The organism is Rhodanobacter sp. G2-10 (genome assembly GCF_055809185.1).
The window spans coordinates 864,547-880,683 of record NZ_CM147900.1; the positions used below are offsets into that span (position 1 = coordinate 864,547).

Below are 16,137 nucleotides of genomic sequence, written 5' to 3' on the forward strand. Positions count from 1 at the left end.
TTTCGCGATGATCGGCGAGGAAGCACCGGTGGAATCCACCACGGCTGTCGCGGGTGCTCCCGAACGCCTGCGCATCACCGAGATTTTCCACTCGATCCAGGGCGAGGCCGACGCCATCGGCTGGCGCACCGTGTTCATCCGGCTTACCGGTTGTCCGCTGCGCTGTGTCTGGTGCGATACCGAATATTCGTTCCATGGCGGCGACTGGCATGCCATCGACGACATCCTGGCCGAGGTGGCCACGCACGGCGCAAGGCATGTCTGCGTCACCGGCGGCGAGCCCCTGGCACAGAAGCGCTGCCTGATCCTGCTGCGCAAGTTGTGCGATGCCGACTACGAGGTGTCACTGGAAACCTCCGGGGCGCTGGACGTTGGCCCGGTCGACCCACGCGTGCGCAAGGTGATGGATCTCAAGGCGCCGGATTCAGGCGAGAGCAAGCGCAATCTGTGGTCGAATCTCGACCACCTGTTGGCACATGATCAGATCAAGATCGTCATCGCCAGTCGCAGCGACTACGAGTGGGCGCGCGCGCAGTTGGCCGAGCATGACCTGGCCGCGCGCTGCATGGTGCTGTTCTCGCCCGTGCACGGCGCCGTGCAACCGCGTGATCTGGCTGAGTGGATCCTCGCCGACAAGTTGCCCGTGCGTTTCCAGATGCAGCTGCACAAACTGCTCTGGGACGATGCAGCCGGGCATTGAGGCGAGGAGTGAGTGAAGATTGTTCGCGCGCGCATTCCTCTCACTTCTCACTCCTCTTCACTCACTCCTGCTTCACGCGCGCCGGCCTGTGCTGCCGGTGGCGCTTTCCGGCCGGTGACCGGCCGCACTTCAGTGGATGCAACACATGTCTGACAAACTTTCCCGCAAGGCCGTCGTGCTGGTTTCCGGTGGCATGGATTCGGCCGTGGTGGTGGCGCTGGCGCGAGAACAGGGTTACCAGGTCCACGCGCTGAGCGTGTCGTACGGCCAGCGCCACAGCTCCGAGCTGGCGGCCGCGGATCGCGTCGCCACCATGCTTGGCGCGGTCGAACACAAGACGGTGGCGATCGATTTGCGCAGCATCGGCGGTTCGGCGCTCACCGCCGACATCGACGTGCCGCTCGACACGGGCGACAGCAGCGACATCCCGGTGACCTACGTGCCGGCGCGCAACACGATCATGCTGTCGATCGCGCTGGGCTGGGCCGAAGTGCTCGGCTCCAGCGACATATGGTGCGGCGTGAATGCGGTCGACTATTCCGGCTACCCGGATTGCCGCCCGGCCTTCATCGAGGCGTTCGATGCGTTGGCCAATGTCGCCACCAAGGCTGGCGTCGAGGGCGCAGGCATCCGGGTCCACGCGCCGCTGATGCACATGAGCAAGGCCGACATTGCGAGCGAGGGAAGGCGCCTGGGCGTGGATTTCTCGGTCACGGTCAGTTGCTACAAGGCCGACGACCAGGGGCGGGCCTGCGGTCATTGCGATGCATGCCGCCTGCGCGCGCAGGGATTCCGTGATGCCGGCCTTGCCGACCCCACCCGTTACGTCTGAGTCGGCGTTGCCTTGTGCCGCCATGGCGCAGCCCGTAAAATCGTCGGCTTGACCTGGCTTCGCCGGTTGAAGTTTCGCAACATCTGGGTCGTTAGCTCAGTTGGTAGAGCAGTAGACTTTTAATCTATTGGTCCCGGGTTCGAGTCCCGGACGACCCACCAGTTTTCAGGGTGCCGCACTGGCACCCCGTTTTTTTCATGTCGCTACGAGCAGCTCTCGCTGCGGGCAGCCAGGGCTTCCAGCATCGCCCTGCGCAATTGCTGCGGCGACACCGGCTTGTACAGCAGCGGGATCTTCATCGCGATGACGTCGCGAAGGTAGTCGGCGCGAGTTTCTCCGGTGACCAGCAAACGCGCGAAACGCGTTTCGCCATCGCGCTCGTAGAGGCGGTCGAGTTCCGCGAAAAGGTCGGGACCTTGCTCGCCCGAACGCAGGTGCAGATCGCAGATGACGATGTCGGCCGGTGCTGGCCAGTTCTCGACCGCCTCCAGCGCTTGCTGGCGATCCTCGGCCACCGCCACTTCGCAACCCCAACTGCGCAACAGGAAGCGGATACCGGACAGAATGGCGGGATCGTTGTCGACCACCAGCACGCGCCGATCGACCAGTTCGTCGGAAGGCTCTTCCTCCACCACCGGCGGCAACGTGCCCGTATCGGCCAGTGGCAATTCGAACCGGAAGACACTGCCGTGCCCGACCCGTGACCTGACCTGCACGTCAGTGTCGAGCAGGCGTGCCAGCCGTTGCACCGTGGCCAGGCCCAGACCCAGGCCGGAGCGCGAGCCGTCGTCCAGTCCCGCGCCGCCCTGGTCGTCGATGCGGTAGAACTCGTCGAACACGTGTGGCAAGTGATCCGGCGCGATCCCACTGCCGGTATCCCACACCTCGATTCTCAGGCGGCCCGGGCCGCTGCGGCGGGCACCGACCAGGGCGCCGCCTTGCGACGTGAAGCGCAGCGCGTTGCCGACCAGGTTGTTGAGCATGCGCGTGAGCATCACGCGGTCGCTGCGCAGCCAGTATCGGGTCGAAGGCGTCTTCAGCGTCAGTCCGCGCTGTTCGGCCACCATGCTGAACGTGCGACTGACCTCGGCAAAGACGCGGTCCAGCGGGAAGTCGCTGATCTCGACCTGGACGGCACCCGCCTCCAGTCGCGACAGGTCGAGCAGTTCGCTGAAAAGGTGGTCGAGCGATTGCACGCATTCCTGGATGTGGGCAATGCGATCCAGGCGTTGCGGATCGAGTTCATCGACGGCCAGTGCGGCGGAGAAAAGCGTCAGCGCGTACAGCGGCTGGCGCAGGTCGTGCGAGGCGGCGGCGAGAAAACGCGAGCGGCTTTCGCTGGCGGCTTCCAGCGCGGCGTTTTTCAGCTCCAGTTCCCGCGTGGCCTGCTCGATCCGTTGTTGCAGGCTGCGCCGATGCTGGAACAGTTCGGCGGCGGCGTGGTTGAGTCCGCGCTGCAGCTCGCCGATCTCGGTGCGATCGGTAATCGCCACGCTGATCGGCTTGTCGTCCCGGCCGAGCTGCTGCACCGCGCCGGCCAGACGGCGTAGCGGCGCACTGATCCAGCGCGCTGCCTGCCAACCGATCACGCCGGCCACCAGCAGGCTCAACAACAGGGCGAGCAATGCATGTCGAAGACTGCCGCGCTGAGCCGCGAGGGCATCGTGCAAGCTTACGTTCACCAGCACCGAACCCAGCACCGTGGGCGTGCCCTGTTGGGTGTCGACGATCTGGCGGACGACGCTGATGACATCGCGCGGGTTGTCGTCCGCGGCTCGATGGTCGGCAAGGATCTGGCCGTCCGCCGTGCGGATCTGCACTCGCGTCACGTGCGGCAGTTCGCCGATGGAATCCGCAATGCGCAACAGTTCGCGCAGACGCATCGCCTGCAAAGGCTGAACGCACACCGAGGCGGTCTGGGTGGCAATCGCGTCGGCGCTGTTCTGCGCCATCTCGCGCAGGGTCCCCAGTTGGCGCTGGGTCAACAGGGTCACCAACAACCCCGCCGTGATCAGGGTCGGTACCAGGGCGACAAAGGCCATGCGCTGCAGCAGCGAGGTGCGCTGCCACAATTGCGCCAGCCACGCGTTCGCCCTTTGGTCCATGTTCACCTCTGTCGGATCGCTCGTCACCTGCAAGTCGGTGCCAGCCCGGCCGCGGCCCAACACTAACCCGAAATGGCCTGATTGACAGCCGCCCGGAGGCGCACGACGCCCGCTTCAGTCGATCATGCCGCGGCTGCGCCGGCGCGCGGCCAGCTGATTGACCAACAGGGCAAGCAAAACCAGCAGGGCGATGGCGCCGAGCGGCAGCAGCACTTCGCGGTTCAACAGCAGGTCGATGCCGAACCGGTCGCTATGGCTCATCGCATTCCTCAAGCCGGCACCGACCGAGGTCTCGAACACCAGCGACACCGTGCCGCCCAGCCAGCTGGCGCCGAGGAACAGCCAAAGCGGGCAGCGCAACCAGGCCAGTGCCACCGTGACCGCGCCGAACGGCAGCACCGGGACGAAACGCAGAAACAGGGTGTAACTGACCGGATGCCGTTCGAACCCCTGGTGCAGCCTGGCCACCAGGGCCGGCGGCTGCCGACTGCCCGGACCGAACGCGTAGCGGCTGGCGAGGTACAGGATCAGCGAACCGAGGGTGAGTCCGACCGAGGAGGTCAGGGTGGCATCGACCACGCCGAAAGCAAACCCGCCGGCGAGGATGATCACGATGGTGCCGGGGATGCCGGTGGCGACGCTCAGCGTCAGCAGGCCGATGTAGGCCAGCCGGCTCAGCCACGGGTGCCGGACGATCTGCTCATGCAGCTCGTCCTGATGGGCTATCAGTTGGTGTGGCGTCAGCGCATGCAGCGAGCCGGAGGCGAACAGCACGACCCCGGCCAGCAACAGCAGGACCAGCGGCAGCGTGGCGCGCCAGCGTTTCAATAGGACGCGCCGCTGGCACCGTAGGTGGCAAGCACCTGGCGGGCCTGGTCGCGCAGGATGTCGCGGCGGACGGTGATGTGGCGGCGTTCGAGCTCGCCGATCCAGTCGGCCGGCAATGGGCCTTCGTCGAACTCGGTCAGTTCCTCCACATCCTCCGCACGTGCGCCGATCAGCAATTCGTCGATGCCGGCCCAGACGCTGGCACCGTAGCACTGGCAACAGGGTTGCGAGCTGGTGGCAAGCACGTAGTGGCCCCCATCCTCGTTCAGGCGGTGCCGGCTGAGGCGCTGCTGCGCGATCATCAGCGCCATGATTTCCGCGTGGGCGACCGAGCAGCTTTGCGGCACCACCCGATTCACGCCGACGGCGACCAGCCGCCCGCTGTGGTTGTTGAACACCGCTGCACCGAACGGGCCGCCACCCCCGCGATCCACGTTCTGCCGCGACAACTCGATCGCCAGGCCGACGCGTTCCTCATCGCTCTGGTAGCGCTGGTTGGTGTTGGCCACGTCGCCGATCCACGGCGGCAGGGTCAGGTGCAGTTGCAGCGGCAGCATGCTGTTCTCCGGTTACTGGCCCGCGCTGCGCGCCCACACGTCGCGCAGGGTCACGGTGCGGTTGAATACCGGCGCCTCGGCGCGATGATCGACGCGGTCGGCCACGAAGTAGCCCAGTCGCTCGAACTGGAAGCGCTGCTCCGGATCGACCGAGGCTGCTGCCGGCTCCAGCCAGCCCTGCACCACGCGCTTGGCCTCGGGATTGATGTGGTCCAGCCAGCTCTTGCCGTCCTCCTCGCTGTCCGGCGCGGATACGTTGAACAAGCGGTCGAACAGGCGCACCTCGGTGGCAACCGCGTGTTTCGCGCTGACCCAATGGATGGTCCCCTTCACCTTGCGGTCGGCGCCGGGAAGTCCCTGGCGGCTTTCCGGGTCGAGGGTTCCGTGCAACCCGGTCACGTTGCCATCGGCGTCCTTGATGACGTCCGTGCACTTCACGATGCCGACGCCGCGCAGGCGGACTTCGCCCTCGGGCTTGAGCCGGTGGAAGCCTTTCGGCGGCACTTCGGCAAAGTCGTCGCGCTCGATCCAGACCTCGCGCGAGAACGGCACCTCGCGCCGGCCGAAGCCTTCATCTTTGGGATGATTGGGAAAGCTCAGCGTTTCCTCGTGATCTTCGGGCAGGTTGCTCAGCACCAGCTTGAGCGGATCGAGCACGGCCATGCGGCGTGCCGCGGTGGCGTCGAGGTCCTCGCGGATGCAGCCTTCCAGCACGGCGTAATCGATCACGCTGTTCTGCTTGCTCACGCCCACGCGCTCGATCAGCAGGCGCAATCCTGCCGGCGTGAAGCCGCGGCGGCGCAGGCCCCGCAGCGTGTTCATGCGCGGATCGTCCCAGCCATCCACGAGCTTCTCGCTGACCAGTTGCGCCAGCTTGCGCTTGCTGGTGATGCAGTGGCTGAGGTTGAGGCGGGAGAACTCGATCTGGCGTGGCTTGGCCGGCTGGGTGGGCAGGCCGGCGTCGAGCAGCGGCTGCCACAGCTCGGGATGGTTGGGCAGGTCGACCCTGTCGACGAACCAGTCGTACAGCGGGCGGTGATCCTCGAACTCCAGCGTGCACAGCGAGTGGGTGATGCCTTCCAGCGCATCGGACAGGCAATGCGCGTAGTCGTACATCGGGTAGATCGGCCACGCATCGCCGGTGTTCTGGTGGGTGACCTTGCGCACGCGATAAATCGCCGGATCGCGCATGTTGATGTTGCCCGAGGCCATGTCGATCTTGGCGCGCAGGGTCTTGCTGCCGTCGGCGAATTGGCCCATGCGCATGCGCCGGAACAGGTCCAGGTTCTCTTCCACCGAACGCTCGCGGTGCGGCGAGTGACGGCCGGGCTCGGTCAGCGTGCCGCGATAGGCGCGCATCTGCTCGGCGTCCAGGTCGTCGACATAGGCCACGCCGTCTTCGATCAGCTTGCAGGCGGCGCGGTAGAACACCTCGAAATAGTCCGAGGCGTGGCGCAGTGCATGCCATTCGAAGCCGAGCCAGCGCACGTCGTCCTTGATGCCTTCGACGAACTCGGGGTTCTCCTTGCCGGGGTTGGTGTCGTCCAGACGCAGGTTGCACCAGCCGCCGAACTCCCTGGCGATGCTGAAACTCAGGCAGATCGCCTTGGCGTGGCCGATGTGCAGATAACCGTTCGGTTCGGGCGGGAAGCGCGTGTGGATCGCCACATGTTTGCCCGAAGCCAGGTCGTCCCGCACGATTTGCCGGATGAAATCCTGCGGAGCCGCGGCCGCTTCAGCCGGAGTGGACTCGAGGATGGGGTTTTCGTTCGACATCGGGCGACGCTCGCGAGCGGTGACGGGAGCCGCCAAGTTTACCCCGTCGCCCGTGTCAGGCGCAGGGCCGCGCGTCCCGGGCGGCTTGCTACGGCGCGCGCCGCGGGTTAGCTTGCGAACATGCATATCGTCTACCGCGCCGAAAACCTGTTCGATGCGCATCTGGTCAAGGATGCGCTGACGGCTGCGGAGATCCCGGCGCACATCGCCGGCGAGTACCTTACCGGCGGCGTTGGCCAGCTGCCGGCGATGGATTACATCGCGGTGATGGTGCCCGAATCGAGCTTGCCCCGGGCCCAGGATGTCGTGCGCGAGGTCGAGGCCACGCTGAGCGAAGCGCGTGCCGCGATCCAGGATATCGATCGGCTGCCTGACGATCCGTTGATCCTGCCCTGCTGAGATCCCGGCGACCGATCGACAAGAGCCCCCCGATGCATCCAGCGCACATCCGACTGATTGCCCCTTCCGGACACGCCCACGACCCTGCCGCGATGGCGCGTGGCGTGGCGCGCCTGCGTGATGCAGGCTGCAGCGTGGACGGACTGGAAGTGCTTGAACGCACCGAATTGCGTTTTGCCGGCAGCGATGCCGAGCGCGCAGCGGACATCAATGCACTGGCAACGCTGGATTCCCTGCCGGACATCGCGCTGGCGACGCGCGGCGGCTACGGCGCAGTGCGCTTGCTGCCGCACCTGCATTACGACGCCTTGCGCGAGCGCCTGGGCAAGGCACCGGTCGCACTGGTGGGGCACAGCGATTTCACCGCGCTGCAGTTGGCGCTGCATGCCAGAAGCGGCCTGTGCACCTTCAGCGGCCCGTTGCTGGCCGATCTCGGTGCCGAGCCGCGCAGCGACGCCAGCTGGCGGCACTTCTGGAGCACGCTGACAGCGCCCGTCACCAGGGTGGCGTGGGAGGCCAGCGTCGACGCCGACCTGGAGCTGGCCGGCCCGCTGTGGGGCGGCAACCTCGCGGTGTTGTGCAGCCTGCTCGGCACGCCCTGGTTCCCCGTGATCGAGGGCGGCATCCTGTTCGTCGAAGATATCTGCGAGGCGCCGTACCGGGTCGAGCGCATGCTCTACCAATTGCATCAGTCCGGCGTGCTGGGTCGGCAGCAGGCCTTGCTGCTGGGCAGCTTCAGCCAGTGCGAACCCGGTGGCCGCGACAATGGCTACGACCTGGTCGCCGCGTTTGCCCAGATCCGCGCCGTGGCGGGCATCCCGGTGATCGACGGATTGCCGCACGGCCATGCAGCCCGACAGCTCACCCTGCCGTTCGGCGCGCCTGCGCGGCTGCGTGTGGCAGGCGTTGCGGCGCGGCTGGCGGTGAGCGGCTATCCGCAGCTGGATGTCGCCGTCCCGGCCAGCGGCGCCGAAAACCCGTAAAATAGCCGGCCCACACGGGCTTGCCACCAGGAAACCGCATAATGAAGACCATCGAAGGCGATTTCGCCACGCCCAAGGGCCGTTTTGCCATCGTCGCCGGCCGCTTCAACGGTTTCGTCGTGGAGCCACTCGTGGCCGGCGCCCGCGACGTGCTGGTACGTCATGGGGTGAAGGATGATGCAATCGAGCTGGTCCGCGTGCCGGGCGCGTGGGAGATCGCGCTGGTCGCGCACAAGTTGGCGCATTCCGGCCATTACGACGCGGTGATCGCGCTGGGCGCGGTCATCCGCGGTGCCACGCCGCATTTCGACTTCGTCGCCGGCGAATGCGCCAAGGGCCTGGCGCAGGCCGCCTACGGCTCCGGCGTGCCGGTGGCGTTCGGTGTGCTGACCACCGACAGCATCGAGCAGGCGATCGAACGCTCGGGCACCAAGGCCGGCAACAAGGGTGCCGATGCCGCGCTGGCCGCGCTGGAGATGGTCAACCTCTACGGGAAGCTGTGATGGCGCAGCCGGTGCATGGCCTGGATCTGCAGGCGCGCTCGCGCGCCCGCCGCCGCGCGCTGCAGGCGCTGTACGCCTGGCAGCTCAGTGGCAGCCACATGAACGCGGTGATCGAGCAGTTCCGCCACGAGCAGGACATGGAAGTGGCCGACCTGGAGTATTTCGAGGATCTGCTGCGTGGCGTGGAAAAGAACGTCGACGCGCTCGATATCTGCCTGCGTCCGCATCTCGATCGCGAGGTGGCACAGGTCGATCCGATCGAGCGCGCGGCGTTGCGGCTGGCCGCCTACGAATTGAAGTACCGCCCCGACGTTCCCTATCGGGTGGTGCTCAACGAGGCGATCGAGGTGACCAAGCGCTTCGGCGCCGATCATGGCCACAGCTACGTCAACGGCGTGCTGGACAAACTCGCCGCTGATTTGCGCGCGATCGAGAAGCGCGGCTGATGCCACGGTCCGGCAGCGGGCCCGCGCCCAATGATCCGGTGCCCGTGATCGAGACACCGCGGCTGCGTCTGCGCGGGCATCGTGCCGACGATCATGCCGCCTTGCTGGCGATCTGGTCAGACCCGATCGTGGTCCGCCATATCGGTGGCAAGCCGTCCACCGCACAGGAAGCCTGGTTGCGTCTGCTGCGTTACCCGGGCTTGTGGTGCGTGCTCGGCTACGGCTACTGGGCGATCGAGGAGAAATCCAGCGGCCGTTGCATTGGCGATATCGGTTACGCGGACTTCAAACGCGACATCACGCCGTCACTCGATGGCATGCCCGAGCTCGGCTGGGTGCTGGCCTCCGACAGCCATGGCAAGGGCTATGCCAGCGAAGCGCTGGCCGCCGTGATGGCGTGGGGGCGCACGAATCTGGGTGAGCACACGGCGGCTTGCATCATCGATCCGCGCAATGCCGCCTCGATTCGCGTGGCGACCAAGGCCGGTTTCACCTTGCGCGAGCAAGCGACGTACATGGGCGATACCGTGCTGCTGTTCACCTGCTGATCGCCAGCTTCAACTTCGCCGGGAATTGAGCGACGCCCATGGAATTCGATCTGATCGAACTGATCCGCCAGCGCACCGCGCAACCGCGCGATGACGTGCGGCTGGGCATCGGCGACGACGCCGCCGTGCTGGCCGTGCCGGCAGGGCAGGAGTTGGTGGTGGCGATCGACACCCTGGTCGACGGCGTCCACTTCCCGCGTCATACCGCTGCGGCCGACATCGGCTGGAAGGCGCTGGCCGTGAACCTGTCCGACATGGCCGCGATGGGCGCCAGTCCCGCGTGGGCCTTGCTGAGCCTGACCTTGCCCCAGGCGGACCAGGACTTCGTGGAGGGCTTCGTCGAGGGTTTTGCCCAGCTGGCCCAACCGAATCGGCTGGCCCTGGTCGGTGGCGACACCACGCGCGGTCCGCTGACCGTCAGCGTCGCCGTGCATGGTTTCGTGCCGCCGGGCAAGGCGCTGACCCGGCAGGGGGCGCGGGTCGGCGACGTGGTGTTGGTCACCGGTACGCTCGGCGATGCTGCGGCCGGCCTGCACGCACTGCAACCATCCGCCAGGCCCGATCCGGACACCAGCAAGCTGCGCGAGTATCTGATCGATCGGCTCAACCGCCCCACGCCACGCCTGGCTGCCGGCATTGCCTTGCGCGATCAGGCGCACGCCTGTGTCGATGTCTCTGATGGCCTCCTCGCCGATCTGGGCCACGTCTGCAGCGCCAGCGGGGTCGGCGCCGAGATCGATGCCGCGTTGTTGCCGCGTTCGTCGGCCTTGCTGGGCCTGCACGATGATGCCACCGCGCTGCAGTTCGCACTGAGCGGCGGCGACGATTACGAACTGTGTTTCTGCGTGCCGGCCAACCAGTTGGGCCAGGTGCAGGCGGATCTGTCGCGTCTCGGCGGCGGCGCCACCCGCATCGGTCGCATCGTGGCGGGTGAGGGCGTTCGCGTGCGCGGCCATGACGGTGCATGGCTGGAACCGCGCGCATCCGGCTGGGAGCATTTCGCATGAGTGCGAAAAAGCAGTTGAGCCGTGAACAACGTCGCGCCTTGCTCGCCACCCCGGCCGGCTGGCTCGCCTGCGGCTTCGGCTCCGGCCTCACGCCGGTGGCGCAAGGCACGTTCGGTTCACTGGCCGCACTGATTCCCTGGCTGCTGCTGCGCGAGCTGCCGCTGTGGATCTACCTGATCGTGTTGTTGGTTGGCTTCATCATCGGCGTGAGGGCGTGCAACGTGGCCGGCCGCGCCCTCGGCGTTGACGACCACCGCAGCCTGGTCTGGGACGAATTCATCGGCCAGTGGGTCGCGCTGCTTCCGCTGCTGCTCCCTGCATGGCTCCCGACCAGCGGCTTCCACTGGTGGATGCTTGCGCTCGGCTTCGTCCTGTTCCGCCTGTTCGACGTGTGGAAGCCGTGGCCGATCCGCTGGCTGGATCGTCGGGTCAAGGGCGGCTTTGGCGTGATGATCGACGACGTGATCGCCGGAGTGTTTGCTGCTTTTGTACTCCTTCTCGTGCTTCAGTGGTTGCCTTGAACTCGGTTCGAACTGACCGACGGAATCGCCGACCTGTACACATTGCGCCTCACCATCGGTGCATCACCGCGCCAGCGGCATTTTTCGCAGGTATCTGGTTGAGGAGATCCCGGACAGCATTGCCGAGGAAACAACTGCTCCTGTTCAGTTGTCGCCAGAACAGCGCGCCGAGTTGCATCGAAGATTGGCTGCCCATCGCGCAGACCCATCCAGCAGCGTCCCTTGGGAGCAAGTTCACGCAAGCCTGTTCGAGGATCAGGCTTGATGGAGTTGTTGTTCCGGCCAGAGGCTCAAGTCGAGCTCCCGGAGGCCCAGGCCTGGTATGAGCGCAAAGATCACCTGGCTTGGCGCTTGAGATCGCCCGCGCGGCCGATGTCGCCCTTGCACGCTCGCTCCGTACGCCGCTCGCATCCCCGGTGATTGACGAGGTTTTTCGGCACGTCATGACACGCAAAGTTCCGTACTCGATCATCTACCACCCGGCCGAATCCGGGCTCTTGGTAGACTCGTTCTCCCATCATCGGCGCAAGCCCGGCTCTTGGCTGAAGAATGTCAGCGGCTGACTCGTCGAGAAGGAACGACAGCACGCCACATCGTGCCGGGGAAAACGGAATTCATCGGCTGACCCTCCCCGGCAGGCTCGGGTGTACGGGTCAACTTCAGCATCAGGCCACAGGAGAAAGGGATGAAACGCACTTGGACCATCATTGGCGTTGCCGACGTTGCGCGCAGCTTCAATTGGTATCAATCGCTGTTTGGTCATCCGGAAACACGGCCTGCGCACGATTACTGGGGGCAGCTGCTCGATACGGATGGCACGGTGCTGCTTTGCCTGCACCAGTGGGGAGCGCACGACCACCCGTCGCTGACCAGCCCGGAACACGCTGAGCCTGGCAATGGACTGCTGCTGTTCTTTCGCGTCGATGACTTCGATGACGCACTGCGACGCGCACGCGACCTGGTGACCGCGCTCGAACAGGAGCCGAGCGTGAATCCCAATACGGGGACGCGGGAGTTTGCACTGCGTGATCCCGACGGGTATTGCGTGATGATCAGTGCGCTTGACGCAGACTGAGTCGCTGGCAGAACTTCTGCGGGGCGGCTGGTCCTGGGAGTCTGTCGGGCTTTGGTTGGCCGACCTGCGAATCCGCCTGTGCGGTCTATATTTCCGCCGATTCTTGGCCCATGGAACCACCATGGGCCGGCGAACCGTCGAAAATCTATCCTCGCACAGCCGAATTCTCGCCTCGACCACCAAAGTCCGACAGGCTCCTGGGTGGCGTGAACATGGCCGTGACGGTGGGGCTGTCATGCTTGATGTTTCGGGTTTTCATTTTTCAGCTTTCAGTTTTCGGTTCCCCATTCCCCATTCCCCATTCCCCTTCCCACAAGGAGTTTCCCATGCAATACCGTCGCGTTGGCACATCCGGCTTGCAGCTTTCCGCGTTGTCCTTTGGTGCCTGGGTCACTTTCGGCAAACAGGTGGGGCGTGCGCAAGCGCGCGACATGCTGGCGCTGGCGCACGATCGCGGGGTGAACTATTTCGACAACGCCGAGACTTACAACAACGGCGTGGCCGAGCAGGTGATGGGCGATGTGCTGGCGGATCTGCGTTTTCCGCGTGACAGCTATTGCGTGTCCAGCAAGGTCTTCTTCGGTGCCGTCGACGATCCGCGTCCGACCCAGCGCGGGCTCTCGCGCAAACATGTGATGGAAGCTTGCCACCAAGCCCTGCAGCGGCTGCGCGTGGACTATCTGGACCTGTACTTCTGCCATCGGCCCGATCCGGATACGCCGATCGTCGAAACGGTGGCCGCGATGGACACGCTGATCCGCCAGGGCAAGGTGCTGTACTGGGGCACCAGTGAATGGCCGGCGGAGGCCATCGAGGAGGCGCATCGCGTGGCACGCGAAAACCACTTCTACGCCCCAATCGTCGAGCAGCCGCAATACAACCTGCTGCATCGCGAGCGGGTGGAGGAGGAATACGCGCCGTTGTACGAGAAGTACGGCATGGGCACCACGATCTGGTCGCCGCTGTGCTCGGGCCTGTTGAGTGGCAAGTACAACCATGGCATTCCCGAGGACTCTCGGCTGGCGCAGCCGGGATACGAATGGTTGCGCAAGAGCGTGCTGGGCGAGGGCGACGAACGCCTGGGCAAGGTGCGAGCGCTGCAACCGATCGCCGACGAACTGCGTGCCAGCCTCGCGTCACTGGCAATCGCCTGGTGCCTGCTCAATCCGCATGTGTCCACGGTGATGCTGGGGGCCAGCAAGCGCGAGCAGCTGGCGCAGAATCTGGACGCGCTGGAGCTGCTGCCCCGACTGGATGCGTCGATCGCGAAGCGCGTGCGTCAGGTTGTCGAGGGATGAGGCTAATGGCAGGGCAACCTGTCTTGGTGTCGCGCCCGCGGTTGGTCTGTTGATCCGTCGCCAGAAGCCGGCGGGCGGAGCCCGCCCTACGCGCGGCCAGCAGTGCTGCGTAGGGCGGGCTCCGCCCGCCGGCTTCTGGCGCACGCGGCGCTTGACTCTCAAATGAGAACGATTATCATTTGAACGTCACCGACCTGCTGCCGGAGCCCCCATGTCCGTCCTGTTCTTGCGTTCGCCTTCCTTTCCTGCCATGCCGCCACGTTCATCCCTCCAGCCCGCGGCGACATTCACGCGACGCGTAGCCAGCGAGCTGCTGCTTGACGGCCATCGCGAGCTGGTGATCCAGCATCAGGGCAGCGAGTATCACTTGCGCCTGACTCGAAACGACAAACTGATCCTGACCAAGTAGGCGTGGACATGCGCATCGACCATGCCAGTTTGCTGCGTCGTGTGGCGGGTGCGCTCGGTCCCGTCGCCGGACACCTGGTCACGACCTGCTGCCCCGCCGAAGAGGCGAGTGTCTGCCGCACGCGACTGCGTGTCACCGCGACCGAGTGGATAGCCGGCCTGCCAGCACTCGGCGATGTGCTCTATCTGCCTTGCCGCATGCATTGCGCCGCCCGGAAAGGGGTGGCGCCACGCATGCTGGTGGAGTCGGTCGAGCTCGCGCCACTCCAGCACGTGCAGGCGTTGGTGGCTGCCAGCACCATCACTCCGGAAGGTCCGCGCGAATGGGTGGAATGCCTGTGCGCAGATGGGCGCGTCATGGCGCGCCTCTACCTGCTGCCCGACACGGATTACCTGGCATGGGATGCCCTGCACGTGGCCACGGAGGCGCCGTGCGAGCGTGGCGCAAGCATTGACGCGGCGTCGTGGCACCCGACCAGCGCGCGCCTGTTGCGCTTCCGCCTGCGCCATATGGCTGGCATGCAGGTACTCGGCGCCGAGGCGGGCACGGGTGCCTCGTGGCTGGGCCGGACTCTGGCCGCGCGCATAGCCTGCGAAGAAGTCGCCATCCGTTGAGTTTTTGCAGGGCCCGGCCGGCGGTGTCCGGCGTCCGGGCAAACCCGCTGCGTCCGGCCGTCCGGCAAGTGTCCGCGGACACCTTTTGCGTCGTGCGAGGAATTCCTATCTCGTTGAAATAGCGGAAGTTTGCCCGGCGATCCATCGCTGGCACGCGGATTGCAAAATACCCGTGGACAGCCGCAACACGCGCGGCGGGGAACTGCACGATGATCCGCGACACCTCCGCAACCGACCGTCTGGTCGAGGTCAAACCCAATCGCAAACGACAGTTGATCCTGGCCGGGATTGGCGTCGTGGTCGTGGCGCTGCTGGTGTGGCTGGCTCCCGGCATCGGCCGGTTGTTCTCCGCCTCCGGTTCCGTGAGCGCCTCGCGCCTGTCGTTTGCCACGGTCGAGCGCGGGCCGTTCGTGCGCGACATCGCGGCCGAGGGCAAGGTCGTCGCCGCCGTCAGCCCGACCTTGTATGCAACCTCGGGTGGCGCGGTGACACTCAAGGTGCACGCCGGCGACACCGTGAAAAAGGGCCAGGTGCTGGCCACCATTGACAGCCCCGAGCTGACCAACAAGCTGGCCCAGGAACAGAGCAACGCCGATGCGATGCAGGTTGATTTCCTGCGTGCCCAGGTCGATGCACGCAAGCAGCGTTCGGCGCTGCAGAAGGCATTCGACAACGCCAAGATCGACGTGCAGACCGCGAAGCGTGACCTGGATCGCTACCAGAAGGCCTTCGACAAGGGCGCCGTGCCGGGCATGGATGTCGATCGCGCGAAGGATGCCCTGGACAAGGCCAGGCTCACGGTCGAGCACGCCCGCAGCGATCTGGGCATGGACAATGCCAGTCTCAACTTCGATATCCAGTCCAAGAAGCTGGCCCACGATCGCCAGTTGCTGCTGGTCGCCGACCTCAAGCGGCAGGTCGACGATCTCAACGTGAAGTCCCCGGTGGACGGGCAGGTCGGCCAGCTGTTCATTGCCGAAAAGGCCAACGTGGCCAAGGACGCGCAGTTGCTCAGCGTGATCGACCTGTCCGCTCTGCAAGTCGAGATGCAGGTGCCGGAAAGCTTCGCGCGTGACCTGGGCATCGGCATGACCGGCGAGATCAGCGGCAACGGCCATACCTGGAAAGGCATCGTCAGCGCGATCTCGCCCGAGGTGGTCAACGGCCAGGTGGCCGCCCGCCTGCGCTTCGATGGCGCCACGCCCAAACAGCTTCGCCAGAACCAGCGCCTGTCGGTGCGCGTGCTGCTGGACAAGCGCAGCAACGTGCTCACCGTGCAGCGCGGCTCCTTCGTCGACGAATCCGGCGGCAGCTACGCCTACGTGGTACGCGACGGCATCGCCACCAAGACCCCGATCCGCCTCGGCGCCTCCAGCATCGACAAGGTCGAGATCCTCGAAGGCCTGAAGGAAGGCGACAAGATCGTGATTTCGGGGACGGACAATTTCAAGGGTGCGGCCAAGGTCGCGATCAGCAATTGAGGCAGTGTTCGGTGTTCGGCTTTCAGCTTTCAGCAAGAGCCGCTTCACCGACCGC

The 16,137-nt window shown here is 65.6% G+C and carries 20 protein-coding genes and 1 tRNA gene; 17 read left to right on the forward strand and 4 right to left on the reverse strand.

Annotated elements, in window-relative coordinates; genetic code table 11:
• The first annotated feature begins 7 nt into the window (after nucleotides 1-7).
• From queE to AC0L58_RS03785, 3 genes are all read left to right on the forward strand, one after another.
• Nucleotides 8-700 carry a 7-carboxy-7-deazaguanine synthase QueE gene (queE, locus tag AC0L58_RS03775; protein ID WP_473686837.1) on the forward strand — a complete coding sequence of 231 codons (693 nt, stop codon included), beginning with the start codon at nucleotides 8-10 and terminating at the stop codon, nucleotides 698-700.
• 145 nt (nucleotides 701-845) lie between these two features.
• Complete coding sequence (gene queC / locus AC0L58_RS03780) at nucleotides 846-1,532, forward strand: 7-cyano-7-deazaguanine synthase QueC (protein ID WP_473686839.1); 687 nt, start codon at nucleotides 846-848, stop codon at nucleotides 1,530-1,532.
• 85 nt (nucleotides 1,533-1,617) lie between these two features.
• A tRNA-Lys gene (locus AC0L58_RS03785) sits at nucleotides 1,618-1,693 on the forward strand.
• Nucleotides 1,694-1,735: 42 nt separating this feature from the next.
• On the opposite strand, the gene AC0L58_RS03790 is transcribed toward AC0L58_RS03785, so the two are convergent.
• The 4 genes from AC0L58_RS03790 to AC0L58_RS03805 form a co-directional block, all read right to left on the reverse strand.
• Nucleotides 1,736-3,637, reverse strand: a complete 1,902-nt coding sequence (locus AC0L58_RS03790; RefSeq protein ID WP_473686841.1) for an ATP-binding response regulator — start codon at nucleotides 3,635-3,637, stop codon at nucleotides 1,736-1,738.
• A gap of 114 nt (nucleotides 3,638-3,751) precedes the next feature.
• Nucleotides 3,752-4,465 (reverse strand): TVP38/TMEM64 family protein, encoded by a 714-nt coding sequence (locus AC0L58_RS03795; protein ID WP_473686843.1) that lies wholly within the window; start codon nucleotides 4,463-4,465, stop codon nucleotides 3,752-3,754.
• Nucleotides 4,462-5,022: a nucleoside deaminase gene (locus AC0L58_RS03800; protein WP_473686845.1), complete on the reverse strand. Its 561-nt coding sequence runs from the start codon at nucleotides 5,020-5,022 to the stop codon at nucleotides 4,462-4,464. The genes AC0L58_RS03795 and AC0L58_RS03800 overlap by 4 nt, the downstream gene beginning before the upstream one ends.
• Before the next feature lie 12 nt (nucleotides 5,023-5,034).
• Entirely contained in the window at nucleotides 5,035-6,798 is a 1,764-nt protein-coding gene (locus AC0L58_RS03805) for a glutamine--tRNA ligase/YqeY domain fusion protein (protein ID WP_473686847.1), read from the reverse strand.
• Between the two features lie 120 nt (nucleotides 6,799-6,918).
• On the opposite strand from AC0L58_RS03805, the gene AC0L58_RS03810 reads away from it, so the two are divergent.
• From AC0L58_RS03810 to AC0L58_RS03875, 14 genes are all read left to right on the forward strand, one after another.
• On the forward strand, nucleotides 6,919-7,197 hold the full coding sequence (locus AC0L58_RS03810; RefSeq protein WP_473686849.1) for a putative signal transducing protein: 279 nt from the start codon (nucleotides 6,919-6,921) through the stop codon (nucleotides 7,195-7,197).
• A gap of 32 nt (nucleotides 7,198-7,229) precedes the next feature.
• On the forward strand, nucleotides 7,230-8,180 hold the full coding sequence (ldcA, locus tag AC0L58_RS03815) for a muramoyltetrapeptide carboxypeptidase (RefSeq protein WP_473686851.1): 951 nt from the start codon (nucleotides 7,230-7,232) through the stop codon (nucleotides 8,178-8,180).
• Between the two features lie 41 nt (nucleotides 8,181-8,221).
• Nucleotides 8,222-8,683 (forward strand): 6,7-dimethyl-8-ribityllumazine synthase, encoded by a 462-nt coding sequence (gene ribH / locus AC0L58_RS03820; protein ID WP_473686853.1) that lies wholly within the window; start codon nucleotides 8,222-8,224, stop codon nucleotides 8,681-8,683.
• Entirely contained in the window at nucleotides 8,683-9,129 is a 447-nt protein-coding gene (gene nusB / locus AC0L58_RS03825; RefSeq protein ID WP_473686855.1) for a transcription antitermination factor NusB, read from the forward strand. The genes ribH and nusB overlap by 1 nt, the downstream gene beginning before the upstream one ends.
• A 44-nt stretch (nucleotides 9,130-9,173) precedes the next feature.
• Nucleotides 9,174-9,677, forward strand: a complete 504-nt coding sequence (locus AC0L58_RS03830; RefSeq protein ID WP_473686857.1) for a GNAT family N-acetyltransferase — start codon at nucleotides 9,174-9,176, stop codon at nucleotides 9,675-9,677.
• A gap of 38 nt (nucleotides 9,678-9,715) precedes the next feature.
• A complete protein-coding gene (thiL, locus tag AC0L58_RS03835; RefSeq protein WP_473686859.1) occupies nucleotides 9,716-10,684 on the forward strand; it encodes a thiamine-phosphate kinase in 969 nt (322 codons plus the stop codon).
• Nucleotides 10,681-11,205, forward strand: coding sequence for a phosphatidylglycerophosphatase A family protein (locus AC0L58_RS03840; RefSeq protein WP_473686861.1), 525 nt, complete (start codon nucleotides 10,681-10,683; stop codon nucleotides 11,203-11,205). The genes thiL and AC0L58_RS03840 overlap by 4 nt, the downstream gene beginning before the upstream one ends.
• Before the next feature lie 58 nt (nucleotides 11,206-11,263).
• Nucleotides 11,264-11,470, forward strand: a complete 207-nt coding sequence (locus AC0L58_RS03845; protein ID WP_473686863.1) for an addiction module protein — start codon at nucleotides 11,264-11,266, stop codon at nucleotides 11,468-11,470.
• A gap of 79 nt (nucleotides 11,471-11,549) precedes the next feature.
• Nucleotides 11,550-11,768 (forward strand): hypothetical protein, encoded by a 219-nt coding sequence (locus AC0L58_RS03850; RefSeq protein WP_473686865.1) that lies wholly within the window; start codon nucleotides 11,550-11,552, stop codon nucleotides 11,766-11,768.
• 122 nt (nucleotides 11,769-11,890) lie between these two features.
• Nucleotides 11,891-12,280, forward strand: a complete 390-nt coding sequence (locus AC0L58_RS03855) for a VOC family protein (protein ID WP_473686867.1) — start codon at nucleotides 11,891-11,893, stop codon at nucleotides 12,278-12,280.
• Between the two features lie 326 nt (nucleotides 12,281-12,606).
• Nucleotides 12,607-13,578, forward strand: a complete 972-nt coding sequence (locus AC0L58_RS03860) for a potassium channel beta subunit family protein (protein WP_473686869.1) — start codon at nucleotides 12,607-12,609, stop codon at nucleotides 13,576-13,578.
• 211 nt (nucleotides 13,579-13,789) lie between these two features.
• On the forward strand, nucleotides 13,790-13,987 hold the full coding sequence (gene hemP, locus AC0L58_RS03865; protein WP_473686871.1) for a hemin uptake protein HemP: 198 nt from the start codon (nucleotides 13,790-13,792) through the stop codon (nucleotides 13,985-13,987).
• Between the two features lie 8 nt (nucleotides 13,988-13,995).
• Entirely contained in the window at nucleotides 13,996-14,601 is a 606-nt protein-coding gene (locus AC0L58_RS03870) for a hypothetical protein (RefSeq protein WP_473686873.1), read from the forward strand.
• Between the two features lie 209 nt (nucleotides 14,602-14,810).
• Nucleotides 14,811-16,082 (forward strand): efflux RND transporter periplasmic adaptor subunit, encoded by a 1,272-nt coding sequence (locus AC0L58_RS03875; protein WP_473686875.1) that lies wholly within the window; start codon nucleotides 14,811-14,813, stop codon nucleotides 16,080-16,082.
• Nucleotides 16,083-16,137 lie beyond the last annotated feature (55 nt).